Annotated in this window: 19 protein-coding genes, 2 tRNA genes and 3 rRNA genes; 2 read left to right on the plus strand and 22 right to left on the minus strand. The window is 56.9% G+C overall.

Annotated features, from left to right (window positions below; all coding sequences use genetic code 11):
- Positions 1-311: 311 nt before the first annotated feature.
- The 13 genes from ACNSPV_RS04365 to ACNSPV_RS04425 all read right to left on the minus strand — a co-directional run bounded on the left by ACNSPV_RS04365 (position 312) and on the right by ACNSPV_RS04425 (position 12,226).
- The gene (locus tag ACNSPV_RS04365) at positions 312-848 is read right to left on the minus strand and encodes a hypothetical protein (protein ID WP_249235442.1); all 537 of its coding nucleotides are present in this window, start codon (positions 846-848) and stop codon (positions 312-314) included.
- A gap of 21 nt (positions 849-869) precedes the next feature.
- Positions 870-1,394, minus strand: coding sequence for a hypothetical protein (locus ACNSPV_RS04370; RefSeq protein WP_249235441.1), 525 nt, complete (start codon positions 1,392-1,394; stop codon positions 870-872).
- A gap of 284 nt (positions 1,395-1,678) precedes the next feature.
- On the minus strand, positions 1,679-2,215 hold the full coding sequence (locus tag ACNSPV_RS04375) for a DUF5662 family protein (RefSeq protein ID WP_249235440.1): 537 nt from the start codon (positions 2,213-2,215) through the stop codon (positions 1,679-1,681).
- Between the two features lie 4 nt (positions 2,216-2,219).
- The gene (locus tag ACNSPV_RS04380; protein ID WP_348584472.1) at positions 2,220-4,097 is read right to left on the minus strand and encodes a glycosyltransferase family 2 protein; all 1,878 of its coding nucleotides are present in this window, start codon (positions 4,095-4,097) and stop codon (positions 2,220-2,222) included.
- Between the two features lies 1 nt (position 4,098).
- Positions 4,099-4,842, minus strand: coding sequence for an ABC transporter ATP-binding protein (locus tag ACNSPV_RS04385; protein ID WP_005943870.1), 744 nt, complete (start codon positions 4,840-4,842; stop codon positions 4,099-4,101).
- Positions 4,843-4,854: 12 nt separating this feature from the next.
- Positions 4,855-5,664 (minus strand): ABC transporter permease, encoded by an 810-nt coding sequence (locus ACNSPV_RS04390; protein WP_223388262.1) that lies wholly within the window; start codon positions 5,662-5,664, stop codon positions 4,855-4,857.
- 6 nt (positions 5,665-5,670) lie between these two features.
- A complete protein-coding gene (gene rfbC, locus ACNSPV_RS04395; protein WP_044953950.1) occupies positions 5,671-6,237 on the minus strand; it encodes a dTDP-4-dehydrorhamnose 3,5-epimerase in 567 nt (188 codons plus the stop codon).
- A gap of 125 nt (positions 6,238-6,362) precedes the next feature.
- Positions 6,363-7,676 (minus strand): D-alanyl-D-alanine carboxypeptidase family protein, encoded by a 1,314-nt coding sequence (locus tag ACNSPV_RS04400; protein ID WP_348584468.1) that lies wholly within the window; start codon positions 7,674-7,676, stop codon positions 6,363-6,365.
- Positions 7,677-7,772: 96 nt separating this feature from the next.
- The gene (locus ACNSPV_RS04405; RefSeq protein WP_348584466.1) at positions 7,773-8,363 is read right to left on the minus strand and encodes a dipicolinate synthase subunit B; all 591 of its coding nucleotides are present in this window, start codon (positions 8,361-8,363) and stop codon (positions 7,773-7,775) included.
- Positions 8,360-9,151, minus strand: coding sequence for an NAD(P)-binding domain-containing protein (locus ACNSPV_RS04410; protein WP_348584463.1), 792 nt, complete (start codon positions 9,149-9,151; stop codon positions 8,360-8,362). Before ACNSPV_RS04410 ends, ACNSPV_RS04405 begins: the two co-directional genes overlap by 4 nt.
- A gap of 425 nt (positions 9,152-9,576) precedes the next feature.
- Positions 9,577-10,170, minus strand: coding sequence for an ECF transporter S component (locus ACNSPV_RS04415; protein ID WP_005943857.1), 594 nt, complete (start codon positions 10,168-10,170; stop codon positions 9,577-9,579).
- A 147-nt stretch (positions 10,171-10,317) separates the two neighbouring features.
- Positions 10,318-11,298, minus strand: a complete 981-nt coding sequence (locus ACNSPV_RS04420; RefSeq protein WP_348584462.1) for a Gfo/Idh/MocA family oxidoreductase — start codon at positions 11,296-11,298, stop codon at positions 10,318-10,320.
- A 31-nt stretch (positions 11,299-11,329) separates the two neighbouring features.
- Complete coding sequence (locus tag ACNSPV_RS04425; protein WP_249237925.1) at positions 11,330-12,226, minus strand: type III pantothenate kinase; 897 nt, start codon at positions 12,224-12,226, stop codon at positions 11,330-11,332.
- Positions 12,227-12,538: 312 nt separating this feature from the next.
- Between ACNSPV_RS04425 and coaBC the strand changes: the two genes are divergently transcribed.
- Positions 12,539-13,735, plus strand: coding sequence for a bifunctional phosphopantothenoylcysteine decarboxylase/phosphopantothenate--cysteine ligase CoaBC (gene coaBC, locus ACNSPV_RS04430; protein ID WP_348584461.1), 1,197 nt, complete (start codon positions 12,539-12,541; stop codon positions 13,733-13,735).
- A gap of 36 nt (positions 13,736-13,771) precedes the next feature.
- On the opposite strand, the gene ACNSPV_RS04435 is transcribed toward coaBC, so the two are convergent.
- Positions 13,772-14,620, minus strand: a complete 849-nt coding sequence (locus tag ACNSPV_RS04435; protein ID WP_339396310.1) for a DegV family protein — start codon at positions 14,618-14,620, stop codon at positions 13,772-13,774.
- A 330-nt stretch (positions 14,621-14,950) separates the two neighbouring features.
- Between ACNSPV_RS04435 and murC the strand changes: the two genes are divergently transcribed.
- Positions 14,951-16,333 carry a UDP-N-acetylmuramate--L-alanine ligase gene (murC, locus tag ACNSPV_RS04440; RefSeq protein ID WP_249237923.1) on the plus strand — a complete coding sequence of 461 codons (1,383 nt, stop codon included), beginning with the start codon at positions 14,951-14,953 and terminating at the stop codon, positions 16,331-16,333.
- 56 nt (positions 16,334-16,389) lie between these two features.
- On the opposite strand, the gene ACNSPV_RS04445 is transcribed toward murC, so the two are convergent.
- From ACNSPV_RS04445 to ACNSPV_RS04480, 8 genes are all read right to left on the minus strand, one after another.
- Complete coding sequence (locus ACNSPV_RS04445; RefSeq protein WP_348584460.1) at positions 16,390-17,331, minus strand: histidine kinase dimerization/phospho-acceptor domain-containing protein; 942 nt, start codon at positions 17,329-17,331, stop codon at positions 16,390-16,392.
- Complete coding sequence (locus ACNSPV_RS04450) at positions 17,313-17,993, minus strand: response regulator transcription factor (protein WP_348584459.1); 681 nt, start codon at positions 17,991-17,993, stop codon at positions 17,313-17,315. The genes ACNSPV_RS04445 and ACNSPV_RS04450 overlap by 19 nt, the downstream gene beginning before the upstream one ends.
- 4 nt (positions 17,994-17,997) lie before the next feature.
- Entirely contained in the window at positions 17,998-18,861 is an 864-nt protein-coding gene (locus tag ACNSPV_RS04455) for a TraX family protein (RefSeq protein ID WP_348584458.1), read from the minus strand.
- A gap of 141 nt (positions 18,862-19,002) precedes the next feature.
- Positions 19,003-19,119: ribosomal RNA gene (rrf, locus tag ACNSPV_RS04460) — 5S ribosomal RNA — on the minus strand.
- A 128-nt stretch (positions 19,120-19,247) separates the two neighbouring features.
- Positions 19,248-22,082, minus strand: a 23S ribosomal RNA gene (locus tag ACNSPV_RS04465).
- Between the two features lie 207 nt (positions 22,083-22,289).
- A tRNA-Ile gene (locus tag ACNSPV_RS04470) sits at positions 22,290-22,366 on the minus strand.
- A 3-nt stretch (positions 22,367-22,369) separates the two neighbouring features.
- Positions 22,370-22,445, minus strand: a tRNA-Ala gene (locus ACNSPV_RS04475).
- Between the two features lie 120 nt (positions 22,446-22,565).
- A 16S ribosomal RNA gene (locus tag ACNSPV_RS04480) occupies positions 22,566-24,076 on the minus strand.
- The 16S, 23S and 5S rRNA genes sit together here with 2 tRNA genes alongside, the layout of an rRNA operon.
- Positions 24,077-24,676 lie beyond the last annotated feature (600 nt).

Consider the following 24,676-nt stretch of genomic DNA (forward strand, 5'->3'; position numbering starts at 1 on the left):
CGTACCCTTTTGTCAATTCGCGGATGCCACAAAAAATGACATGTATTTTTTGCAGTCCCGCGTGATAGCCAACCAGAGTGGTTTTTTGTTTTTTCATGGCATACAAAAAACACCGCCGGGTCTCCCTCAGCGGTGTTTTCAGAATTCTTATTTATTTCTGGGCCCTTGCAGCAGGATAATACATCCGGTATAATGTCGTGTATTTTTTGCAGTAAAGCGCACCATCGAAAACGCGGCAGCGCCCTGCCGGAGGGAAAGCCCGGCAGGGCGCTGCACTTGGAGAACTTATGAGGAAAGCAAAAATGCTGAGGTCAGCTGTTTTCAGCAGGGATCTCGGTAATGCGCAGGTAGACGATCGACATCTTGCCGTCCTTCACGGCAATGCCCACGCTGTTGCAGCGGTAATCCACCAAGCCCGCAATCATAGTATCGGTATAGCGTTTGTTCAAACTATAGTTGGTTTCTTCCAGATCGCTGGTCCACACAGCATCGGGACCAGAAAACTTGCTCAGGCTGGATGCTTCAGCGGTATCCTGTGCATTGGAAATGCGCAGGCCCTGCTGGGCCAGAGCGGCTTTCAGCTCGTTAAATGCTTTGGTCTTATCGCCGCCGTTCAGATATGCTTCTGCCAGTGCTGAAGCTTCTTTGCTGTAGGCCGGGGCGGAAACGAAGTTCATCTTTGCGGTTTTCTGCTCGATCACTTCATATACAGCCTGCACGGCCGGGTCTTCCGGGCGGGGACTGGTAGGCACAGGGCCGTTCACACTGCCGCCAGAACAGCCAGCCAGCATCCCTACCGCCAGCACACCGGCCAGCATTGCGGACATCAGTTTTTTAAACAGTTTCATCGTTTTTTCCTCCTGTCCGGTTTATTCCTGTGCAGCTGCATCCGGGAAACGGACATACACGGTGCACTCGTACTTTACTTCTTCCTTGGTATCGGCATTCGTCAGGGTGACGATTGCAATACCCACACGGTTTGCACCCTTCTGGATGATCGTGTTCTTCATGCTATTGACGGAGAGCGGAGCTTTGGCTGCAGTGTCATAAGGGTTCAACTCATACACCAGATACTCTGCACCATCCATCAGAGCAGACACATCCATTTTAGCCTTGTTGATCACAGCAGCAGACGGTTGCGTGGTGTAGTACCGGTGAATCACAGCCGCCTTGGCAATCTCCTGCGCGATGGGTTCCAGTTCAGCACAGTAAACCGGCGTCTTTACATTATATTTTTTACAGGTTTCCGAGACGCCCTGATACAGTGCCAGAGCTTCGGCGTCATTGGGCAGCGGAGTGTTCGGGGCAGCCGGTGCGCCGCTGCATCCGGCCAGCATCCCCATCGCCAGCACACCAGCCAGCAGAGCAGTCATCAGGCGCTTGAACAATTTCATAACAAAATTCTCCTTCCATCGTTGAATGTTTCGGAGCGGATGTTCTCCGACTCCCTTCCTGCTTTTATTGTACCCTCCCCCGGAGATTTTTCCATGGAAGAACTTTTGTTTGATCTGCTCTTTTTTCACGGTTTTTCAGTGAAAAATATCTTTTCTTTTTTGGCACCTGCACTTTCTTTTCGGATACTTTTTTGAATGCATTTTTGTACTCAAATCCCTGATTTTTTCAACAAAAAAACACCGCCGGGTCTCCCTCAGCGGTGTTTTTAAACAAAATATTCCTTTTAGTAATCTTTTTCGCAGCCCAGCAGGTATTTCATGTGCTCAAAGGTGCGGTCATGCCCAAGGTCGCGCACCATCTTCAGCAGCTCTTCCAGCAGGGCGCGGGTCTCCGGATGGAGCAGGTAGTGGGTCTTGCTGCGCTCGTAGTATTCCCACGGGGAAGCATCCGTGTACCTGTCGCCCAGATAGATCTGGCTGGCGGCCACGCGGTCGCACACCATTTCGCACACATAGCGCAGGGGCATCTTCATGCCGGCAAGGCCCGCCTTCCGGGTGCTGTAGTCGATCCAGTATTCCAGATGGTGCTTGTTGCGGCCCTTGTGGTGCAGCCACGCGGAGGAGTAGCCCCGCGCCGCGCGCTCGGCCTCGTTGGGGCTGTGGTCGCCCTGATAGTAGATGCAGCCCGGAATGAACTCGGTAGGGCTGTACTTGCTCAGGTCGTGGGCAAGGCCCTGCTCATAGAGCCCGCAGGCAAAGCAGTATTTCATCACCAGCAGCTTGTGCCGGGTGATGGTCTCAAAATGGCCTTTGATGTTCATGCTGTTATTTCCTCCACTGCACCGTGATGCGTCCCTCTTTCAGCCCGCGCAGATCATTGCTTTCGGAAAAATCCTCCCGGTCCATGGTCAGGTTGGGGTTATAGTAGGGGTCGTGCAGGATGTTCGCCTTGCCGTGCACGGCATACAGCCGCTGCTGCTCGGCGGCAAAGCGCCGGGCCTTCACCGGGTCTTTTTCGTCGCCGCCGCGGCTCTTGCTTTCGTAATGGGTCAGCCGGGCGTAGGGTGTCCATGCAATGCGGCAGCCTGCATCCCGCACCCGCAGGCAGAAGTCCACATCGTTGAAGGCCACCGCAAAGGCTTCGTCCAGACCGCCCACTTCGTCCCACACGCTGGTCTTTACCAGCAGGCAGGCACCGGTGACAGCGGAAAAGTCCTGCACCGTTGCAGCGCGGAACATGTAGCCGCTGCCGCCCGCCTTGCGGTATTTGTGGCTGTGGCCCGCGTAGCCGCCAAGGCCGGTCACGACGCCCGCATGCTGCAACGTCTCGTCCGGGTAAAGCAGCTCCGCGCCGCAGATGGCCGCACCGCCGGGGTGGGCGCACTGCCGCAGCAGCTCGGTGAGCCAGTCGGCATTGCGCACCTCCACGTCGTTGTTCAGCAGCAGCAGGTAATCCCCGCTGGCGTACTGTCGGCCAAAGTTGTTGATGCCGGAGAAGTTGAAGCCCTTTTTCGGGTAGCTGACCACCTGCAGGCCGTCGTAGCGCTGCCGGGCTTCCTTATAATAGGTAAAGGTGGCCGGGTCGGTGGAGTTGTTCTCGATGACGATGACCTCAAAGTTCTCCCAGCTGGTTTTGGTCCAGATGCTGTGCAGGCACTTTTCCAGATCGTCGGTGTGGTCCTTGTTCGGGATGAGGATGCTCACCTTCGGTTCGCCCACAATGTCCCACTTCACCCGGTAGGTGCTGGGGAACAGGCCGTCCTCCACGGTGCCGGTGCGTCCGGTGCGGGCCAGATGGTCGGCCAGCGCCTTTTTTGCCGCCGCTGCCACATAGGGCTTGGCGTCCGCGCCGCCGGAGGTGGAGCCTGCGTGCACCCGCCAGTAGTAGAGCACCTGCGGTACATGGGCCGCGCCGCCGGTCTTTTCGGCAAGACGCAGGAACAGGTCGTGATCCTGACTGCCGTCGCACTCCGGGCGCTCGCCGCCAATGGCGTCCCACAGGGCTTTCCGGAACACCGCCAGATGGCAGATGTAGTTGCAGCACAGCAGGTAGTCCGGGGCGTAGTCCGGCTTGAAGTGGGCCACCATGGGCCGCTGGATGCTCTTGGTGAACAGTGCCTCGTCGCTGTACAGAAAGCCGTCCGGCTCGCCGCGCTGCCGCAGCTGCAGAATGGCTTTGCCCATGGTGTACAGGGCATGGGGTGCCAGAATATCATCGTGGTCGGCAAGGGCCAGATATTCCCCTGCGGCAAGCTCTGCCGCAGCGTTGGTGTTGGCCGCAATGCCCTTGTTTTCGATCTTTTTGTATACGATGCGTTGATATTTTGCCTGATATTCCTCTACGATGCGCTTCACATCGGCATGTTCTGCATCGGAAGCATCCGCAAGGCAGAGCTGACCGTTGGGAGCCGTCTGGTTCACAAAGGAATCCAGAAATTCCCGCAGGTATTTTTCCGGTGTGTTATACAGCGGGGTCAGGATGCTGATGGTGGGCAGGCCGCAGTCTGCCGCCGTTTTGCCGGCCATTTCTGCTTTTTGGGCTTCCAGCACCTTTTTGGCGGGCAGATAGCGGGCACGCTTGCCAAAGCAGCGGCGCTTGACAAAGCCCGCGCCCCGTTTGAGCATGGTGGGCAGGCCCTCGTCCCTCGTCAGCTGCACCGCATAGCCTGCCAGCTCTCGGGCTCGTTTCAGTCGTACATTCATATCAGGCCTCGCCGCGCTGCGTTGCCTTGTAGGCCGCGCAGACCGTTGCCGTATCGCCGTTCATTTTCAGGTGGCCGTGGCTCAGCCATGCCACCTTGCTGCACATGCGCTCGATCTGCTCGATGGAGTGGGACACCAGAATGACCGTGGTGCCGCCTGCCATCAGCTCCTGCATCCGCTTTTCGCACTTCTGCTGGAACAGGAAATCGCCCACCGAAAGCACCTCGTCCGCAATGAGGATATCGGGCTTGGTGATGGTGGCAATGGCAAAGCCGATGCGGGCCACCATGCCGGAGGAGTAGTTCTTCAGCGGCACATCCAGAAAGTTCTGCAGCTCGCTGAACTCCACGATCTCATCAAACTTTTCGTCCAGATACTTGGGCGAGAAGCCCAGCACCGTGCCGTTCAGGTAGATGTTCTCGCGGGCGGTCAGGTCCATATCAAAGCCCGCGCCCAGCTCGATGAGCGGGGCGATGGAGCCGCGGACCGTCACCTTGCCCTTGCTGGGCTTGTACACGCCCGCAATGGTCTTGAGCAGGGTGGACTTGCCCGAGCCGTTCAGACCCACAAGGCCGTAGAAATCGCCGGGCATGATGTCCAGACTCACGTCCTTGAGGGCGTAAAATTCATCGTACTGCAGGCGGCCCTGCACCATGGCAAGGAAGTATTCCTTCAGGCTCTCATGCTTTTCCTTGGAGAGGTTGAAGCACATGGAAACATTGTCCACTTTGATGATCGGTTCCATTGTTCTTCCTCCTTAAATATGCAGCACAAAGCGGTCCTGCGTTTTGCGGAACACCCACACGCCCACCAGCATGGAGAGCACGGCGCAGCAGCCGCACACCGCGAACATGTTGAAATCCAGCGGGATGCCCCACATCACGGTACGGCGGAAGCCTGTGATGTACCAGTACATGGGGTTCAGCTTGATGATCTGCTGCATATTGAACCCGCCGATGGAAAAGGTCATCTGGGTGGGATCGTAGAAGATGGCGGAAAAATACAGCAATGCGGTGATGAACACGCTCCAGATGTGCATGATATCCCGGAAGAACACGGTGGCCGCTGCCAGAAGCAGGCCCACGCCCAGACTGAAGAAGAACAGCGTCACCAGCGGGTAGACCGCCTCGATGAGGGTCAGGTGGAAGGGTGCACCGGTGAAGATCATCACCAGCAGCAGTGCCACAAAGCTGAACACGCAGTTCACCATGGCAAAGCAGCACTTTTCCAGCGGGAAGATATACTTGGGGATATACACCTTTTTGAGCAGGGGCGCTGCGCCCAGCACACTGCTCATGCCGGTGGAGGTGGCCTCGTTGAAGAAGTTGAACAGCAGCTGGCCGCACATCAGGAACACGGCAAAGTTGTCGATGCCGCTGCCCCGCATGTCCATCAGACTGCTGAACACGGCCCAGTACACAAGGCACATGAGCAGCGGGTTCAGAACGCTCCACACCACGCCCAGCACGCTGCGGCGGTATTTGAGCTTGAAGTCACGGCTGACCAGATTCCACAGCAGGTAGCGGTAGCACCAGAAGCCGTTCCACATTGCTTTGAATTTTGCCACAGGCGATCACCACTTTTCAAAATATTCAAACTTCTGTGCAGCAAAGGGCTCGTGCAGCTTGTCCTTTGCGCTGGTCTTGTGTTCGCAGCCGCAGTCCGGCCACTGCACGTTCACGGTGGGGTCATCGTAGGGGATGCCGCCCTCGCTGGTGGGGTCGTAGACATCGGTGCACTTGTAGCAGAACTCTGCCACATCGCTCAGCACCAGAAAACCGTGTGCAAAGCCCTCCGGGATATAGAACATCTTCTTGTTCTCCTCGGACAGGGTGACGCCCACCCACTTGCCGAAGGTGGCGCTGTGGGGGCGGCAGTCCACGGCCACATCGAACACCTCACCCTTGGTCACGCGCACCAGCTTGCCCTGCGTGTGGTTCTTCTGGAAGTGCAGGCCGCGCAGCACGCCACGGGTGGAGCGGCTCTGGTTGTCCTGCACGAACTCCTTATCGATGCCGGCTTCGGCAAACTGATCCTTCTGGTAGGTCTCCATAAAGTAACCGCGGTCGTCGCCGAACACCTGCGGCTCAATGACCACAACACCGGGGATCTCGGTCTGAGTAAACGTAAACTTGCCCATAGTTTTGTACCTCTCTTTTTGTAAAGCGATTTTGGAAGCGGTCTTTTTTGCGGTGTTCGTCCGCATAAAAGCCGCTTCTCATTTTATCTGGAAAAGTCTGCTCCTGTGCAGGCTTTTGCGCATGATCACCGGCGGCCGGCCCGGCGCTTTTTCCGCTTTGCCAGCAGCCGCACCACCACAAGGGTCACTGCCGCTGCCGCCGCCGTGGACCCCAGCGAAATGCCCAGCAGCCACAGCACCCGGCTTTTGGGCTTTACCGCTTTGGCCGCTTCCAGCTCTACGCCGGTGCTGCCGTCCAGCAGCTGGGCAAGGCCGGTCACTTCGGCTTCCACCCGGACGCTGGTCTCTTCCTGCTTTGTGCCGCCTTTGACGGTGTACACTGCGTACACCTCCGGCTCGGTGCCCAGCAGATAGGTCTCCGGCAGCTCCAGCGCCACTTCCACATCCTCCGCGGTCAGGCCGTCGGCCAGAAGCAGCCGCACGCCGGGGTCGGAGACGGTCACGGTGCCAAGGCTCCCGCCGCCGCCCATCACCGGCAGCTGCGCGGTCACGCCCCGGGCGGGCAGGTCGGTGTAGCCGGTAAAGGTGCTGAAGGCGTAGTCCAGCAGGGTGCGGACATCGTTGTATTTATCGGTGCTCAGCTCGCTCTGCATGGTCACGCAGATGAGCCGGACGCCGTTTTGCTCCGCCAGACAGGCGTAGCTGTAGCGGGCCGTGTTGGTATAGCCGAGCTTGGAGCCCTTGACCGACGTGATATGGTACCGGCTGGAGCCGATGCGCAGCTTGTCCTGCTGGGAAAAGTAGCGGGTCACGGGCTGGATGTTGGTGGGGTCCATGGTGTACATCTCATTGCGGGTGAACACCTGCTCAAACCCCGGCTGCTCCAGTGCCCAGCGCAGGATCTGCGCCATATCGTAGCAGCTGGTGTAGTGGTCCTCGTCGCTGATGCCGTGGGGGTTGGAAAAGTGGGTGTGCGCAAGGCCCAGTTCCTGCACCTTTGCGTTCATCTTCTCCACGCCGTCCGCGATGGTGCCGCCGCCGAAATATTCGGCCAGCAGGTTGGCTCCGTCGTTGGCGCTGGCCATCTGGGTGGCATACAACGCATCCGTCAGGGGGACTTCTTCGCCTTCAAGCAGAGCGATGTGGCTGGAATCGGTGCCTGCCAGCGAGTACACATCCTCGTGGCTCACGGTCAGCTTTGTATTCTCCCAGTTTCCCTGCGCCTTTTCACAGGCAAGACCCAGCGTCATCACCTTGGTAATGGACGCCGGGTGCAGCTCTTCGTTCATATTCTGCTGTGCCAGCACAAGGCCGGTGTCTGCATCGATGATGCAGTAAGCGCGGGTGGCACCAAGGGCAGGGCCAGCCGCCGCAGCCCCCGGCACGAACATACAGAACACAAGCAGCACAGCACACAGCGCTGCGGTCAGTTTTTTCATCTGGTTTTCTCCATCGAAGCTTATTCTGCCCGGCCGTACTGCACCGGCAAAGCATCAAATTCAGTATACCACATTTTGTCCCGGCTGAAAAGCCATTCAGACGTTGTTTTGCAGTAGAACGGGCTGCAGCTGCCGCCCGGCCAGCGCAGCGTCCAGTGCAGCGGGCAGACGGGCAAAGTCCGCCTTCAGGCTGCTGGGCTTGGCAATGGGGTCATCCTGCCCGTAGGGCACAAAATAGTAATGCTTGCGCTGGAAAAGCCGGGCAATGTTCTCCCCCGACGCCCCCAGCCCATCGTTGGTGGAAATGCCCACCAGCACCGGGCACCCCACCCGCAGCAGGCTCTTTGCCGCCAGTGTCACCGGCGTATCGGAAAGCCCCGCCGCCAGCCGTGCCAGCGTGGCCCCGGTGCAGGGCGCAATGACCAGCGCCTGTGCCATCTGTCTGGGGCCCAGCGGTTCCACGGCCTGCAGAGTATCCAGCACCGGGTGCCCGGTAAGGGCCTCCAGCCGTTCCTTCCAGAACGTTCCGGTGCCAAAGCGGGTGTCCTGCCCGGCCGCAAAGCTCATGATGGGCAGCAGATCCCAGCCCTGCAGCGTCAGCATCCGCGCTGCTTCCAATGCCGTTTCCAGCGTGCAGAAGCTGCCGCACACCGCAAATGCGGCGCTTCCCCTTTTCTGTGTGGTCATGTGCATTCCTCCCGCTCCCGCAAAATGGCCAGCACCGTGCGTGCCACCGCTTCGCCCGCTGTTTCCGGCGCGCAGACCGCCGGCAGGCTCAGTGCATGGATGGCACGGAGGCCCAGCCGCTGCGCTGCCGCAAAATCCGTTCCGCCGGGCTTCGAGGCCAGATCCACGATCAGGCTTCCGGGCCGCAGGGCCGTCAGCACCGGCTCTGTCAGCACCGGCGCAGGGATCGTGTTCACCACCCGGTCAAAGGCCGGGGCCAGTGCGCCCAGCCGGGCCAGCTCTGCACCGCGCAGGCCAAGGCTCTCGGCCAGAGCCCGCTGTTCCGGACGCCGGGCACAGACAGTCACATCTGCTCCCAGCGCTGCCAGCCGTACCCCCAGCGCCTGCCCCACCGGGCCAAAGCCCAGCAGCAGGATGTTTGCGCTCCACAGGGTGCGGGTGCTCTCCCGCAGCAGGATGCCGATGCACCCTTCCGCCGTGGGGATGGCATTGTAGATGGCCAGCTCCGGCCGCGCGTAGTAATCCACCAGCTCCACGCCCGCTTGCTGCGCAATGGTCTTTGCCTGCGCCGAGAGCCTGCCGCCCAGCGCCACCGCGCCGGGCTTTGCGGCACGCAGCAGCTCTGCCAGCGGGGTGCGGCTCTCGTCCAGCGGGAGCGGCAGCAGGATGCAGTCTGCCCGCGCCACCTGTTCGGCTCCGCTCACCGCACAGCCCGCCCGTTCCAGCGCCCGGCCTGCCGCCGCCTGCCGGGCATCGGTGCCCACGATCGCAAACCGCTTTGTCTCCATGCCGTTCCCTCCCCTTTTCCGCTGTGCGCCATCCTATGCAGGAAGATGGAAATACGTGAGAGGGACGATTTTGAATGCGCTCCGCGCTGCTCTGCGCATCTTCAGCGGAAAAAAGATTTTAAATTTCGGGTTTCAGGAAAGTCTGCGGACTTTCCTGAAACCCATTTTCACGGGAAGGGGCTTGGGCAGTGAACACCATATGCTGTCGCTGGCTCCCTGCGTGAGCAGATGGAGGGGCTTTGCCCCGACAAGTTCCGCAGGCTGCGACAAACACGAATAAAATTTCCGCTAATTATGGCCAAAGTGAACGCGGCGGCCATTTAAATCTGTATCTGTACAAAAAGAGACTGCCGCACGCAATGCACAGCAGTCCCTTTGAAAAACTATTTTTACGGAATGCGCCGCCCTGACATTCGGCACATCTTTTATTTTACGAACTTTGCCACGGCACGGGCTACGATGCCGCCCAGAATGCCGGAGACAAGGAACTCGGCCACGCCCTGCACGCCGACCAGCAGCACCACGAACATGAAGGGGTTCGCAGCGCCCTTGACAGATACCAGATTCTGCACATAGTCGCAGCCGTAGAAGGCCAGCACGATCCAGCCCATGAAGAACACCGTGTTCAGGAAGGGTGCGCTCATGGCGCTGAGGATGTAGCTCCAGGTGCCGGGCTTGTCAAAGCGCTTCAGGCCGCTGAAGATCAGGCCGCAGCACAGGCCCATCAGCACACGCATGCCCACACACAGGATAAAGGTGTTGACGGGGCTCACCTGAAACAGTGCACCGGTCATGGCGGAAGCACCGGTGATGGCGTCATAGAAGCTCACTGCGCCGAACACGCCGCCCAGCAGCGCACCCACCGCCGGGCCCATGGTGATGGCGCCCACTGCGATGGGAAGGGTCAGGAAGCTCATGTACAGCGGGCCCACAGGCACACTGCCCAGACCCACCATCTTCATGACCAGCTCAATGGCAACCAGCAGTGCCACACGGGTAAGAGTTTTCGTATTTTTCATATTCAGTTTTCCTCCTGCTGCCGTTCCGCCCGATACGTCGGATACGGCGCAAACCTGCCCGCTCTATGCGGGTTTTGGGTAAATATTCAAACAGATTGGAGCGCGTTTTGTCAGGGCGTGTTCCAATGGAAATGGCTGTTTTTGGGGTCAGCGGTCGCACGGGAAGCGGATGCCCGCACTGCGGCGGGCCACCGTCAGCACACGGCTGACCGCGATGGTGGTATCCTGCATCCGGGTGCACAGCTCCTGATTGCCGTTTTCCAGCGCACGGGCAAAAGCTTCAAACTCTGCCGCCTGCCGGGGCCTGCCACCGTTCAAATTGTAGTGCTCCTCCTTGCCCTCGTTGGGGTGGAAGGTGACGCCGCCGCAGCAGTTGGCGGTGGATTTTTGCAGGATATAGCCCTTCGTGCCCTGAATGATGTACCGGGCCGGGGCCGCGCAGTCCTTGGCGGCGATGCTCACGGCCTTGAAGCCGCTGTAATCCATCGTCAGGATACCGCTGGTGTCGATGCCGCGCTCCATGTTGGCGGTATATTTTACCTGATTCGGCTCGCCGAACAGGCCCACGATATAGCTCACATTGTACACGCCCAGATCCATCAGGGCACCGCCGGCACAGGCCGGGTCAAAGGCAGGCTGTACATCGCCTGCACAGAAGGCATCGTACCGGCTGGAATACTGGCTGAAATTGCACTGTACCAGCTTTACGGTGCCGATGCGGGGCAGCAGCTCCCGGATCTTTGCGTAATTTTCAAGATACTGGGTGGTCACAGCCTCGAACAGAAACACCTTTTTGCGCCGCGCCAGCTCCACCAGCTCTTCGGTCTGTGCTGCCGAGGGGGCCAGCGGCTTTTCCACGATCACGTGTTTGCCTGCCTCCAGCGCCACGCGGGCGTAGCGCACATGCTGCAGGTTCGGCACTGCGATGTACACCACATCCACCCACTGCAGCAGCTCCAGAAAGTTGGTGGTGTGCTGCGGCACGCCATACTGGCCGCAAAGGCTTTGGGCCAGCTCGGCGCTGCGCTCGGTGCTGCAGATGGCCTGCACCGCAAAGGGCGTGTGCTCCACCAGCCAGGGCAAAAATTCCCGCACGATCTTTCCCGTGCCAAGAATGCCTAATTTCATCTGTTTTTTCTCCCTATCCTATCGTCCCGCATCAGCCTGCCAGTGCTTCCGGCTCGCGGCGGGTGCGCTTTTTGCTGTAGGAGCGCTGTTTTGCGTGGCCGTGCTGGTTCTGCTTGGCATAATGCCTGCCGCCGCCCGCACTGTGACGCGGCGGCTGCGGCGCGTTGAGCTGGTACAAAAGGGCCAGACCCTTCATCAGCAGCTCCGGGTCGTAGGTCAGCGCATGGCGGCACAGCGGCGTTACATATTTTGCCAGCCCTCCTGTTACCACCAATGTCGCCGGGCAGCCCAGCTCTTCCTCAATGCGCTGCACCATGCCGTCGATGAGCACAGCGGTGCCCATCACGGAACCGGACAGCATGCATTTTTCAGTGTTGGTGCCAATGGCACTTCTGGGCGAGCCCAGATGCACCTGCGGCAGCTGGGCACAGCGGTCGCCCAGTGCCCGCAGCCCGGTGGAAAGCCCCGGGCAGATGACACCGCCCCGGAATACCCGGTTTTCATCCACCACATTAAAGGTCGTGGCAGTGCCAAGATCCACCGTGACCACCGGCAGCGGGAAATTTGCCGCCGCGTAGGCCGCATCCACCAGCCTGTCCTTGCCCACGGCATGGGGTTCATCCACCCCCATGGTCAGGCCCGTGTGGATCTCCGGTGATATGATGACCGGCTTCCTGCCGGTGTAATGACGGGCGCACTCCGCCAGTGCCCCCGTGATCTGGGGCACCACGCTGGTGAGCACAGCGCCCTCAAACCGCATGGGCCGTTCCGGGTGGCGTCGATGCGCAAAAATTTTATCCATTTCGGCACGATATTCTGCAGCCGTGCGGGTGCGCACCGTGTCCATGCGCGCCACAAAGCATACACGTCCGTCCCGAATGCCCCCAAGGGCGACGGTGGTGTTGCCTATATCAATGGCTAAGATCATAATTCTGTTTTCCCTTTATAACGCGGCAGTATCCGGCAGGACGGCGGGGAGTTTCTCCGGCGAACGTCCTGGGGGTGGGACCCTGCTGCCGCAGGCAGCAGGGCGGGACTGGAGTCCCGGGCTGTTCGCGGAGAAAGCTCCCCGATGGCCTGCCCCTCACCGCAGTCTGTCCATTCTTTGTCAAGCTGTATTTTACCGCATTTTGTCCCCAGTTACAAGCCCGTACAAAGATTTTGTTGTGCTGGCGGAACTTTTGCATTATACTAAGGTAAGAAATGTGGAAACAGTACGTTTTTGCAGGAGGTTTGACCAATGGATCTGAACGGAAAATGCGTCCTTCTGGGCGTAAGCGGCGGCATTGCCGCCTATAAAATGGCCAATGTGGCCAGCGCACTGCGCAAGCTGGGAGCCGATGTGGAGGTCATCATGACCCGGAACGCCACCCAGTTCATCACTCCCCTCACCTTTGAGACCCTCACCGGCCACAAATGCATGGTGGATACCTTTGACCGCGATTTCAAGTTTGAAGTCACCCATATCTCACTGGCCAAAAAGGCAGATGTGATCCTTGTCGCACCGGCCACCGCCAACGTCATCGCCAAAATGGCCCACGGCATCGCTGACGACATGCTCACCACCGTGGTGCTGGCGGCAAAGTGCCCCAAGCTGGTCTCTCCGGCCATGAACACCGGCATGCTGGAAAACCCCATCACGCAGGATAACCTTGCCACGCTGCAGCGGTACGGCTTTACGGTGATTCCCTCCGAGAGCGGCGTGCTGGCCTGCAAGGATGTGGGCAGCGGACGTCTGCCCAAGGCGGATGTGCTGCTTGAATACATCCTGCACACCATCGCCCGTCCCAAAGACCTTGCCGGTCTGCGCGTTGCCGTCACCGCCGGCCCCACGCAGGAGGCCCTGGACCCGGTGCGGTACCTGACCAATCACTCCACCGGTAAGATGGGCTACGCCCTTGCCCGGGCTGCCGCCATGCGCGGCGCGGATGTCACCCTCATCCACGGCGAGACCGCTCTGCAGCCGGTCCGCTTCACCACCGATGTGCCCGTGACCACCGCCCAGCAGATGTACGAGGCCGTCACCAGCCGCTTTGAGGACACAGATGTTCTCATCATGGCCGCTGCCGTAGCCGACTACCGCCCCGCTGCCGTAGCAAACGACAAGATCAAGAAAAAAGACGGCGACATGTCCATTCCTCTGGAACGCACGCCGGATATTCTGGGCACCATCGGCCCCCGGAAGGCCCACCAGTTCCTGTGTGGTTTTTCCATGGAGACCCGCGACCTTGTGGAAAACTCCTCTGCAAAGCTCACCCGAAAGAATCTGGATATGGTGGTGGCAAATAATCTCAAGGTGGCCGGTGCCGGTTTTGGTGTGGACACCAATGTAGTCACCCTCATCACCCCGGACGGTGCCCGGGAGCTTCCGCTGATGAGCAAGGCGGATGTGGCCGACGCCATTCTGGACGAAATTTTAAAACGCCGCTCCCAGTGAGAAAAAGTGGCTGTCGCATGTGCAACAGCCACTTTTTTATTTTTCCTTCCGTGCAAACACGATGCCAATGGTACCCGGGCCGGAATAGCCGCCGATGGTGGTGCCGATGTCTGTCTCGTGGCATTCCTTGAAGCTGCCGTATTTCTTCAGCCCCGCCTTCACTGCGTCCATGCAGCCGGGCTTCGGCTGGCAGGAGGAGATGAACACAAGGCTGTCCTCGATGTCGTCGCGTTCCACCAGACGGTCGGTGATGTACTTGCCCACGCAGATGGGCAGGCTGCCGCGGTATTTTTTGACTACCTTCAGCTCGCCGTCGATCACTTCCAGTGCGGGCTTGATGCCCAGCAGGTTTGCCCCGAAGGCCAGCACACCGGAGCAGCGGCCGCTCTTGGCCATAAAGTCCAGCCGGTCCAGTACAAAGCTCAGCTCTACCCGTTTGGCAAGGCTCTGCAGCCGCATCGTAATGTTGCGGGGGGGCAGGCCATCTGCAGCCCACTTGGCCGCTTTCAGCACCAGATAGCCCTGCCCGGTACAGATATTCTGGCTGTCCACCACATAGACATTCTCGAATTCGCCTGCCGCCAGCTTCGCATTCTGGAAGCAGGACGAAAGCTTGCTGCTGACCGAAATATGGATCACCGCATCGCACTCTTTGGCAAACGGCTCAAAAAATTCGGTATATTCCACCAGATTTGCGGCGGCGGATTTGGGCATTTTGCCGCCCGCATTCACATAGGCAAACACATCTGCCGGGTAGATCGTTACGCCGTCCAGATAGCTATCCTCGCCCATCAGAATGTGCATGGGCATCAGGGCAATGTCCCACTGTGCCAAAAGCTCTTCGGACAGGTCGCAGGTGCTGTCCGCTGTGATCTTGATTCTCACATTATTTCTCCTTTTATAAAACCGTTCTGCATCCTCTGTTGGCCGCACCGACGATCCCTTAAAAAATTGTCCTTTTCTATTTTACCACAGATGATTCAAAGTTGTTAAGTATTTTGCAAAGGCAAATGTAAATCTTTTATGAAGAAGTTGCCGGTTTCGGTTTTCTTGTACACTTATCACAAATTCCGAATTGGATTTATGGTTCTTTCCGAAAATTCGGGTTTACCTGTTTATTTTGTCCGCCAAAAATTATATAATAAGATGTATCCTAATAGAATGGATTGAATCGGTCTGCTCTGCGGCCGTTATTTATTTGGAGGTTGCCTTACTATGTTCATGTACACCGATTACAACCAGCACCTGCTGGACAATGTAAAAAAGATCCACTTCATCGGCTGCGGCGGCAGCGGCATGTATCCGCTGATTCAGATCCTTGCGGCCAAGGGCTACCAGATCTCCGGCAGCGATGTGCTGGATGGCAGCATCATCCGCTACGAGCGGGAGATGGGCGTCAAGGTCAGTCTGGGCCACAGTGCAGACAATGTCATCGGCACCGATATGGTGGTTTATTCCGCCGCTATTTCCAAGGATAACGTGGAGCTGAATGCCGCTGCCTCCTACGGCATCCCCACTATCGAGCGCAGCGTGCTGCTGGGCTATGTGAGCCGCCTGTACAAGCAGAGCATCTGCGTCTCCGGCACCCACGGCAAGACCACGACCACTTCCATGATCACCACCGCGCTGGAGCTGGCAGGCCGCGACCCGTCCGCTGTCATCGGCGGCAAGCTGCCCCTCATCAACGGCTACGGCAAGGCCGGCAAGGGCGACGACATCGTGATCGAGTCCTGCGAGTTCGCCGAGACCTTCCTCAAGCTGACCCCCTATCTGTCCGTTGTGCTGAACATCGACAACGACCATCTGGATTACTACGGCAGCATGGGCGAGCTGAAGTTCGCCTTCAAGCGCTTTGCCCTGATGACCAAGTTCATGATCTTTGCCAATGCGGACGACAAGAACACCATGGATGTCATGTACACGCTGGACCGCCGCGTGCGTACCTTTGGCATCCAGAACGACGGCGATTATCAGGCATTGAACGTGAACGAATACAAGCCCGGCTTCTTTGAGTTCGACCTGAAGGAGTGGAACAAGGTCACCGGCCATATCCGTCTGGCTGTGCCCGGCTACCACAACATTTACAATGCGCTTGCCATGTGCGCCGTCTGCCGCTTCATCGGCCTGACCGTGGAGCAGTGCGCCGATGCCGCCCTGAACTTCAAGGGTGCCGGCCGCCGCTTTGAGGTCTACGGCGAATGCAACGGTGCGTTGGTCGTGGACGATTATGCCCATCACCCCACCGAGCTGCGCGCCACCCTGACCACGGCCAAGGAAATGGGTTATAAACGGCTGATCGCCGTCCACCAGCCGTTTACATACAGCCGCACCAAGATGCTGTTCAACGACTTTGTGGATGTGCTCAAGATCCCCGACATCACGGTGCTCACTCCCATCATGGGCAGCCGTGAGCCCAACGACCCCAGCATCACCAGCGCAAAGCTGGCTGCCCAGATCCCCGGCTCTGTTCTGGTGAACAGTCTGGAGGAGGCCGCTGATTGGGTCAAGCAGAACGCCCGGGAAGGCGATCTGGTCATCACCCTCGGCTGCGGCGACATCTACAAGGCCAGCAAGATGATGGTGGCTGAGCAGCCGTAATTTTCGCTTATCACAGCAGACAGCCCGGTGCGAAAGGGTTTCGCACCGGGCTGTCTTCATTTTCTCTGTCGATACTTCAAAGGGGTCTGCACCTCGGCGCGGATCTTGCCAAGATAGGCGCGGGTCTGCTCTGCGCCCTGCAGAATCGCTTCCACCTGCGCCCGCTGTTCCTCAGTCAGGTCATCCTCCGCCAGCAGCTCCGCGTTGCCCTTGATGATGGTCAGCGGCGTTTTCAGCTTGTGGGACAGCCGAATGATCTGCTCCCGCTGCCGCTGCTCCATGTCCCACTGCTTCTGCAGGCTACCGGTCAATTCATCGCCCATGGTCTGCAATGCCTGCAAAGCGCTCTCGTACTCCCGCACCTTCGCACCGGAAAACACGGCGCTGTCCAGATCCTTCCGCGCCACCGCCTGCGCGGCGGCGGTCAGCTTTTCGGTCTCCCGGGTCAGGAAGCGCCCTGTCCTGTGGGTGCTCCACACCACTGCCCCTATCAGCAGCAGAATGCCCAGAATGCAGTGCACGGTCTGCATATCCGGCAGCACGCCCCGCAGCGCAGGGTCGGAGTAGGGCACGGCATAGTCAAATTGCAGCAGGCAAACCGTTCCGTCCTGCAATTTCGACGTCATATAATACTGTGTGTAACCAAAATGCCAGTGGGTTTTCCCCTGCCGGTTCTCCATTGCCCGCTGCAAGTGCCCGGCATCCATGTTGGTGGCCAGCACCTCGCTGCTGTCCGGCGCGGCAAACAGGGCGTACCGGCACAAGGAGTCCAGCTGCGTCTCGTCAAAAGTAGCGGCGGTCATGCCCGGTAAAACGTCCTGTGCGGCTTTCTGGCAGGCCTGTGCAGCTTGATTCGCGGGAAGAAACAACCCGCTGTTCTGGATCCACACCAGCAGCACCAGCAGCCACCCCACCGCGACCAGCAGGCAGGCCAGCGCCGTGCGCACCAGATATTGCAGCAGCACACTGCGCAGAGAAATCAGTCTTCGCTTTTCCATCGGTACCCCACGCCCCATACGGTATTAAGCAGCTTTTCCGGCTCCGGCACGCCCGCCGCCCGCAGCTTTGCCCGGATATTCTTGATGTGCTGGGTCACGGCGGTGTCGTCCGCAGTGCCGTCAATGCCAAAAACTGCTTCGTAAATTTGTTCCTTGGTAAAGGTCTGCCCGGCGTGCAGCGCCAGATACTCGCAGATGGCATACTCCGAGCGGGTCAAGGGCAGCGCCTTCCCCTCTACCGCCGCGCTCCGGGCGGTCAGGTCAAAGGCCACGCCGCTGCGCACCATCCGGTGTGCCGGGGTGCGGCTCTGCCGCCGCAGATGTGCCGCCACCCGCGCCCTCAGCTCAGCCACCCGGAAGGGCTTAGACAAAAAGTCGTCTGCTCCGATGCCCAGTCCCTCCAGCACGGCAGCCTCGTCGGTGCGGGCGCTCAGAAACAGAATGGGTGCTTCGGTCAGGCTGCGGATGCGCCGACAGACCGCAAAGCCGTCCTCCCCGGGCATCATCACATCCAGCAGGATGCAGTCTGCCCAGCGGCATAGCGGTTCGGTCAACGCCCCGCCCGCCTGCCGCGTTTCTACCCGGTGGCCGTCCCGCTCCAAAGTGGTGCGGATCAGCTTGCAGAGCTCCAGATTGTCGTCCACGGCCAGAATATTCGCCACAAGATCACCTCAACACGTTATAAACAAGGCAGGATGCTCCATACAGCAGATACACATGGGCGGGGTAGAACCAGTAGAACAGCCGCTTATGTCCGCTGCCACGCTGCCCATTGTACAGCAGCATCAGCAGCACCGCCGCTACGCCGAACCACTCGTAGTAGTCGGTGAACATCTGCGTCCACACAAAATCCGCCTGTCTGCAAAGCATCCCAAAGGTCGGCACAAAATCACATAGGAAAATGAGCACGGCCCATGCCGTCAGCTGTACGCGGCGATGCCCCCGCAGGGCATACAGCAGCACACCGCCCAGCAAAAAGCTCCAGCCGCCGTCCGTGATGGTTGTCCACATGGGCAGCGGGCTTGTAATGACAAAGGCTACGATCGTTGAAGCAATGGGCATCTCCTGTACCCCGGGGAAGAGCAGCAGAAATACTACCACCACATACGGCCAGCACAAAACGGCGGCAATGGTGCCAATGCCCTTTGCGAATTTTTTCTCCCGCAGCCAGTCAATGCCCTGCCAGACGATGCACAGCAGCACAAGATCCTGAAAAATAGCATTCTGCGGGTAGAATCCATCCCCGCGCCGGAAGGCCTTGGCGTAAATCATTAAAAATTCCAGCGCTGCCATCGCCGCGCCAATAGCCCAGATGCGGATAAAATACCGCCTGCGGTCATGGGTATGGGCAAAGCCCTCCACCGTGCAGAACAGAAACAGCGGCGCACTGAGCCGCCCCAGCATACTGAACACCGTCGGGATGCAGCCGGTGAACTCGAAGAAATAATGAATGTGGTCCAGTACCATCATCACCAGTGCAATGGTCTTGAGCTGGGTACCGTCCAGCCCTTTTTTCGTCAATTTTTCCATATAGACTCTCCTTTCCTTGTGCATTCAGTGTAACAGGAAAATCTGTAGAAAGTATAAGGTTCTGCCTTTATGATACTATTTTTTGCCCCGAAACGCAACAAAAAAAACGCCTCAGAATTTCTTCTGAAGCGTTTTTGTTCAAGTCGGCGACTACCTATTTTCACGCGCCGTTTCCAGCGAACTATCTTCGGCACAAGTGAGCTTAACTTCTGTGTTCGGAATGGGAACAGGTGGAACCTCACCGTCATCGACACCGACCGATCTGACTGGTTCAGTATACCATAACTGGTCTACTTTGTCCAGTGTTTCTTAGAAGGACGTGCCTTCAAAACTGAATAATCACTGCTAGCATTTTTTCGTTGACTCTTGAGAGTCTCAAGCGAATTGTGGTCAAGCCCTCGACCTATTAGTACACGCTTGCTGAATGGATCGCTCCACTTACACATCGTGCCTATCAACCTTGTAGTCTTCAAGGGGTCTTACTTGTTTGAAACAATGGGATATCTTATCTTTGGGTCGGCTTCACGCTTAGATGCTTTCAGCGTTTATCCGATCCGTACATAGTTGCCCAGCTATGCTCTTGGCAGAACAACTGGTGCGCCAGAGGTACGTCCGCTCCGGTCCTCTCGTACTAGGAACAGCTCCCATCAAATATCCTGCGCCCACGACAGATAGGGACCGAACTGTCTCACGACGTTCTGAACCCAGCTCGCGTACCGCTTTAATTGGCGAACAGCCAAACCCTTGGGACCGAATACAGCCCCAGGATGCGATGAGCCGACATCGAGGTGCCAAACCTCCCCGTCGATGTGGACTCTTGGGAGAGATCAGCCTGTTATCCCCAGGGTAACTTTTATCCGTTGAGCGATGGCATTTCCACTCACATACCACCGGATCACTAACTCCAACTTTCGTTACTGCTCGACCCGTCAGTCTCGCAGTTAGGCTCGCTTCTGCGTTTGCACTCTTTTGCTTGATTTCCGTTCAAGCTGAGCGAACCTTTGAACGCCTCCGTTACTCTTTAGGAGGCGACCGCCCCAGTCAAACTGCCCACCTAACAATGTCCCCCGCCTTGATTCAAAGGCGCAGGTTAGAATTCCAATATCGCAAGGATGGTATCCCAACGGCCTCTCCACAAGCGCCAAAGCACCTGCTTCCCAGAGTCCCATCTATCCTGTGCATGCAACATCGAAACCCAATATTAGGCTACAGTAAAGCTCCATGGGGTCTTTCCGTCTTGTCGCGGGTAACCGGCATCTTCACCGGTACTACAATTTCGCCGGGCGGGCTGTTGAGACAGTGCCCAAATCATTACGCCTTTCATGCGGGTCAGAACTTACCTGACAAGGAATTTCGCTACCTTAGGACCGTTATAGTTACGGCCGCCGTTCACTGGGGCTTCGATTCAATGCTTGCACATCTCCTCTTAACCTTCCAGCACCGGGCAGGCGTCAGCTCGTATACGTCATCTTTCGATTTAGCACAAACCTGTGTTTTTGGTAAACAGTTGCTTGGGCCGATTCTCTGCGGCTGCATTGCTGCAGCACCCCTTCTCCCGAAGTTACGGGGTCAATTTGCCGAGTTCCTTAACAACCCTTCTCCCGTTGGCCTTAGAATCTTCTTCCTACCTACCTGTGTCGGTTTGCGGTACGGGCACCGCAGAAATACACACAGCTTTTCTCGCCATCTTCCATCCCGGACTTCGGTACTAACTTCCCTCGATCGCTACCGGAACCAACACCCGGCTCCGAGACTTCATATGTGTCCCTGTGTTTAACTCTTTTGGTGGTGACGGAATCTCTACCGTCTGTGCATCGGCTACGCCGTTAGGCCTCACCTTAGCTCCCGACTGACCTGGAGCGGACGAACCTTCCTCCAGAAACCTGAGGCTTTCGGCCATGCAGATTCTCACTGCATTCGCGCTACTCATTCCGGCATTCTCACTTCTATACACTCCACAGCCGCTTACGCTACTGTTTCACCGCGTATACAACGCTCCCCTACCCAATACATTGCTGTATTGCCTAAGCTTCGGTGTCAGGTTTAGCCCCGTTAAATTCTCCGCGCAAAGCCGCTCGACCAGTGAGCTATTACGCACTCTTTGAATGAGTGGCTGCTTCTGAGCCAACATCCTGGTTGTCTGCGTATCTTCACATCGTTTTCCACTTAACCTGACTTTGGGACCTTAGCTGTAGATCTGGGCTGTTTCCCTTTTGACAATGACATTTATCTGACACTGTCTGACTCCCAAGCATCAATACTCTGGCATTCTGAGTTTGATAAGCTTCGCTAACCTCTCGGCCGCTAGGCTATTCAGTGCTTTACCTCCAGGTATCTAACTTGAGGCTAGTCCTAAAACTATTTCGGGGAGAACCAGCTATCTCCGGGTTCGATTGGAATTTCTCCGCTACCCACAGTTCATCCGCCGCCTTTTCAACGGAGGTCGGTTCGGTCCTCCATGGAATTTTACTTCCACTTCAACCTGACCATGGGTAGGTCACCCGGTTTCGGGCCCATTATATGCAACTTAACGCCCTTTTCAAACTCGCTTTCGCTTCGGCTCCAGACCTTAAGTCCTTAACCTTGCTGCATACAATCGCTCGCCGGACCGTTCTACAAAAAGTACCCTATCACGCATTGACGCGCTCTAGGTGCTTGTAGGCACAGGGTTTCAGGTTCTTTTTCACTCCCCTCCCGGGGTGCTTTTCACCTTTCCTTCACAGTACTATACGCTATCGGTCACTGGGTAGTATTTAGGGTTGGAGGGTGGTCCCCCCGTATTCCGACCAGGTTTCACGTGTCTGGCCGTACTCTGGATCCTGCGCAGCTCTCTCCGTTTTCACCTACGTGGTTCTCACACTCTCTGACCGGCCTTCCCATGCCGTTCGGTTAACAGATTAAGTCCTAAAAGCAGTCCGTACCCCGAAAGTATTTCTACTCTCGGTTTGCCCTCTTCCGCGTTCGCTCGCCACTACTTACGGAATCTCGTTTGATGTCTCTTCCTCGCCCTACTTAGATGTTTCAGTTCAGGCGGTTCCCTCGATATACCTATTTTGAAGTTCAGTATAACGTACCTGAGTATGAACCCAGGTGAGTTTCCTCATTCAGAAATCTCCGGATCAATGCTTATTTGCAGCTCCCCGAAGCTTATCGCAGCTTATCACGTCTTTCATCGGCTCCCAGTGCCAAGGCATTCGCCCTGCGCCCTTGTTCGCTTGACCTTTCAAACGTTCTTTTAAGAACATTTGGTATCCTCTTGATTCTCTCTTGCCAACGAAGATTATTGTTACCCTTCCTTTTGAAATTGCAATATTTCTTAAAAAAGAACTTACTATAATCTTTGTTTCGCAGTTATTATTCAGTTTTCAAGGTACGTCTTGGTGATGTTGCTCAAAGCCCGGTCTCCCGGTACTTTGATTTCCATCACATGGTGGGCCAAAATGGACTCGAACCATCGACCTCACGATTATCAGTCGTGTGCTCTAGCCAGCTGAGCTATTGGCCCATGTGGTGGAGATTAAGGGAATCGAACCCTTGACCCCCTGCTTGCAAAGCAGGTGCTCTCCCAGCTGAGCTAAACCCCCACATTAGGAATTGAGTTCCCTTTTCAGGGCCCTCAAAATCGAACAATATCTACTCTACTCGTTTGTTACCTGTCCGAAAGATCTCCATCTTTGATGTCGCTCTTTCGCCTGACTCCTTAGAAAGGAGGTGATCCAGCCGCAGGTTCTCCTACGGCTACCTTGTTACGACTTCACCCCAATCACCAGTTTTACCTTCGGCGGCGTCCTCCTTGCGGTTAGACTACCGACTTCGGGTCCCCCCGGCTCTCATGGTGTGACGGGCGGTGTGTACAAGGCCCGGGAACGTATTCACCGTGGCATGCTGATCCACGATTACTAGCAATTCCGACTTCGTGCAGGCGAGTTGCAGCCTGCAGTCCGAACTGGGACGTTGTTTCTGAGTTTTGCTCCACCTCGCGGTCTTGCTTCTCTTTGTTTAACGCCATTGTAGTACGTGTGTAGCCCAAGTCATAAAGGGCATGATGATTTGACGTCATCCCCACCTTCCTCCGTTTTGTCAACGGCAGTCTGGCCAGAGTCCTCTTGCGTAGTAACTGACCATAAGGGTTGCGCTCGTTGCGGGACTTAACCCAACATCTCACGACACGAGCTGACGACAACCATGCACCACCTGTCTCCTTGCTCCGAAGAGAATACATATTTCTATGTCTGTCAAGGGATGTCAAGACTTGGTAAGGTTCTTCGCGTTGCGTCGAATTAAACCACATACTCCACTGCTTGTGCGGGCCCCCGTCAATTCCTTTGAGTTTCAACCTTGCGGTCGTACTCCCCAGGTGGATTACTTATTGTGTTAACTGCGGCACTGAAGGGGTCAATCCTCCAACACCTAGTAATCATCGTTTACGGTGTGGACTACCAGGGTATCTAATCCTGTTTGCTACCCACACTTTCGAGCCTCAGCGTCAGTTGGTGCCCAGTAGGCCGCCTTCGCCACTGGTGTTCCTCCCGATATCTACGCATTCCACCGCTACACCGGGAATTCCGCCTACCTCTGCACTACTCAAGAAAAACAGTTTTGAAAGCAGTTTATGGGTTGAGCCCATAGATTTCACTTCCAACTTGTCTTCCCGCCTGCGCTCCCTTTACACCCAGTAATTCCGGACAACGCTTGTGACCTACGTTTTACCGCGGCTGCTGGCACGTAGTTAGCCGTCACTTCCTTGTTGGGTACCGTCATTATCTTCCCCAACAACAGGAGTTTACAATCCGAAGACCTTCTTCCTCCACGCGGCGTCGCTGCATCAGGGTTTCCCCCATTGTGCAATATTCCCCACTGCTGCCTCCCGTAGGAGTCTGGGCCGTGTCTCAGTCCCAATGTGGCCGTTCAACCTCTCAGTCCGGCTACCGATCGTCGCCTTGGTGGGCCGTTACCTCACCAACTAGCTAATCGGACGCGAGGCCATCTCAAAGCGGATTGCTCCTTTTCCCTCTGCTCGATGCCGAGCCGTGGGCTTATGCGGTATTAGCAGTCGTTTCCAACTGTTGTCCCCCTCTTTGAGGCAGGTTCCTCACGCGTTACTCACCCGTTCGCCACTCGCTCGAGAAAGCAAGCTCTCTCTCGCTCGTTCGACTTGCATGTGTTAGGCGCGCCGCCAGCGTTCGTCCTGAGCCAGGATCAAACTCTTTATAAATGATATTTATCACTTAAAAGTGTTAAATCTTGTTCGCTCAGCACGCAATCGCTTGCGTCCTGTGTGAATTACTTTTGGAATTGTTTTAAGTGTTTTTCCAAACACATAAAGGTTCCTTACAAGTTTTTCGATATTGTTCAATTTTCAAGGTCCTGTAGCGCCTCAGCCTTGCGGCTGACGACCTGTTTATTTTACCGCCAAAGTGGTTTTTTGTCAAGCCTTATTTTTTAGAAGCTTTTGAACTTTCTGAACATGGGCACTCAAGAAGTTTCTCAGAACAAACCGTGAGCTTGTCGGGGTGAGACCCCTCCATCTTGCTTTCGCAAGACCGCTCTGTTTGCTTGAACGCCCCACTGGGGCGGTTCATTGCTCTCGCAACCGCAAAACTTTTCAGCGTCTATTGGTCCTTTTCAAAGGCTTCCTGCTGAGGCTTCGGAAGTCATTCTTTTGCCTCAGCGCTTGGCGCTCAAGTATAATACCACACCCCCGCCTCCTTGTCAACACTTTTTGACGGATTTTTTCCAATTTCTTTGCAGAGTAAAGATTTTCCCTGTTTTTCATCCGTTACAGGACGTGCCTTTTTCTTGACAAGGCGGCGGG

The organism is Faecalibacterium sp. 3 (assembly GCF_048323735.1).
Taxonomy (GTDB): Bacteria; Bacillota; Clostridia; order Oscillospirales; family Ruminococcaceae; genus Faecalibacterium; species Faecalibacterium wellingii.

What these genes read in the sequence shown, in the direction of transcription:
- ACNSPV_RS04365 (WP_249235442.1), bottom strand. Translation starts at nt 848, where the DNA reads ATGAAACTGTTTAAAAAACTGATGTCCGCAATGCTGGCCGGTGTGCTG.
- ACNSPV_RS04370 (WP_249235441.1), bottom strand. Translation starts at nt 1,394, where the DNA reads ATGAAATTGTTCAAGCGCCTGATGACTGCTCTGCTGGCTGGTGTGCTG.
- ACNSPV_RS04375 (WP_249235440.1), bottom strand. Translation starts at nt 2,215, where the DNA reads ATGAACATCAAAGGCCATTTTGAGACCATCACCCGGCACAAGCTGCTG.
- ACNSPV_RS04380 (WP_348584472.1), bottom strand. Translation starts at nt 4,097, where the DNA reads ATGAATGTACGACTGAAACGAGCCCGAGAGCTGGCAGGCTATGCGGTG.
- ACNSPV_RS04385 (WP_005943870.1), bottom strand. Translation starts at nt 4,842, where the DNA reads ATGGAACCGATCATCAAAGTGGACAATGTTTCCATGTGCTTCAACCTC.
- rfbC (WP_044953950.1), bottom strand. Translation starts at nt 6,237, where the DNA reads ATGGGCAAGTTTACGTTTACTCAGACCGAGATCCCCGGTGTTGTGGTC.
- ACNSPV_RS04400 (WP_348584468.1), bottom strand. Translation starts at nt 7,676, where the DNA reads ATGAAAAAACTGACCGCAGCGCTGTGTGCTGTGCTGCTTGTGTTCTGT.
- ACNSPV_RS04405 (WP_348584466.1), bottom strand. Translation starts at nt 8,363, where the DNA reads ATGACCACACAGAAAAGGGGAAGCGCCGCATTTGCGGTGTGCGGCAGC.
- ACNSPV_RS04410 (WP_348584463.1), bottom strand. Translation starts at nt 9,151, where the DNA reads ATGGAGACAAAGCGGTTTGCGATCGTGGGCACCGATGCCCGGCAGGCG.
- ACNSPV_RS04415 (WP_005943857.1), bottom strand. Translation starts at nt 10,170, where the DNA reads ATGAAAAATACGAAAACTCTTACCCGTGTGGCACTGCTGGTTGCCATT.
- ACNSPV_RS04420 (WP_348584462.1), bottom strand. Translation starts at nt 11,298, where the DNA reads ATGAAATTAGGCATTCTTGGCACGGGAAAGATCGTGCGGGAATTTTTG.
- ACNSPV_RS04425 (WP_249237925.1), bottom strand. Translation starts at nt 12,226, where the DNA reads ATGATCTTAGCCATTGATATAGGCAACACCACCGTCGCCCTTGGGGGC.
- coaBC (WP_348584461.1), top strand. Translation starts at nt 12,539, where the DNA reads ATGGATCTGAACGGAAAATGCGTCCTTCTGGGCGTAAGCGGCGGCATT.
- murC (WP_249237923.1), top strand. Translation starts at nt 14,951, where the DNA reads ATGTTCATGTACACCGATTACAACCAGCACCTGCTGGACAATGTAAAA.
- ACNSPV_RS04445 (WP_348584460.1), bottom strand. Translation starts at nt 17,331, where the DNA reads ATGGAAAAGCGAAGACTGATTTCTCTGCGCAGTGTGCTGCTGCAATAT.
- ACNSPV_RS04455 (WP_348584458.1), bottom strand. Translation starts at nt 18,861, where the DNA reads ATGGAAAAATTGACGAAAAAAGGGCTGGACGGTACCCAGCTCAAGACC.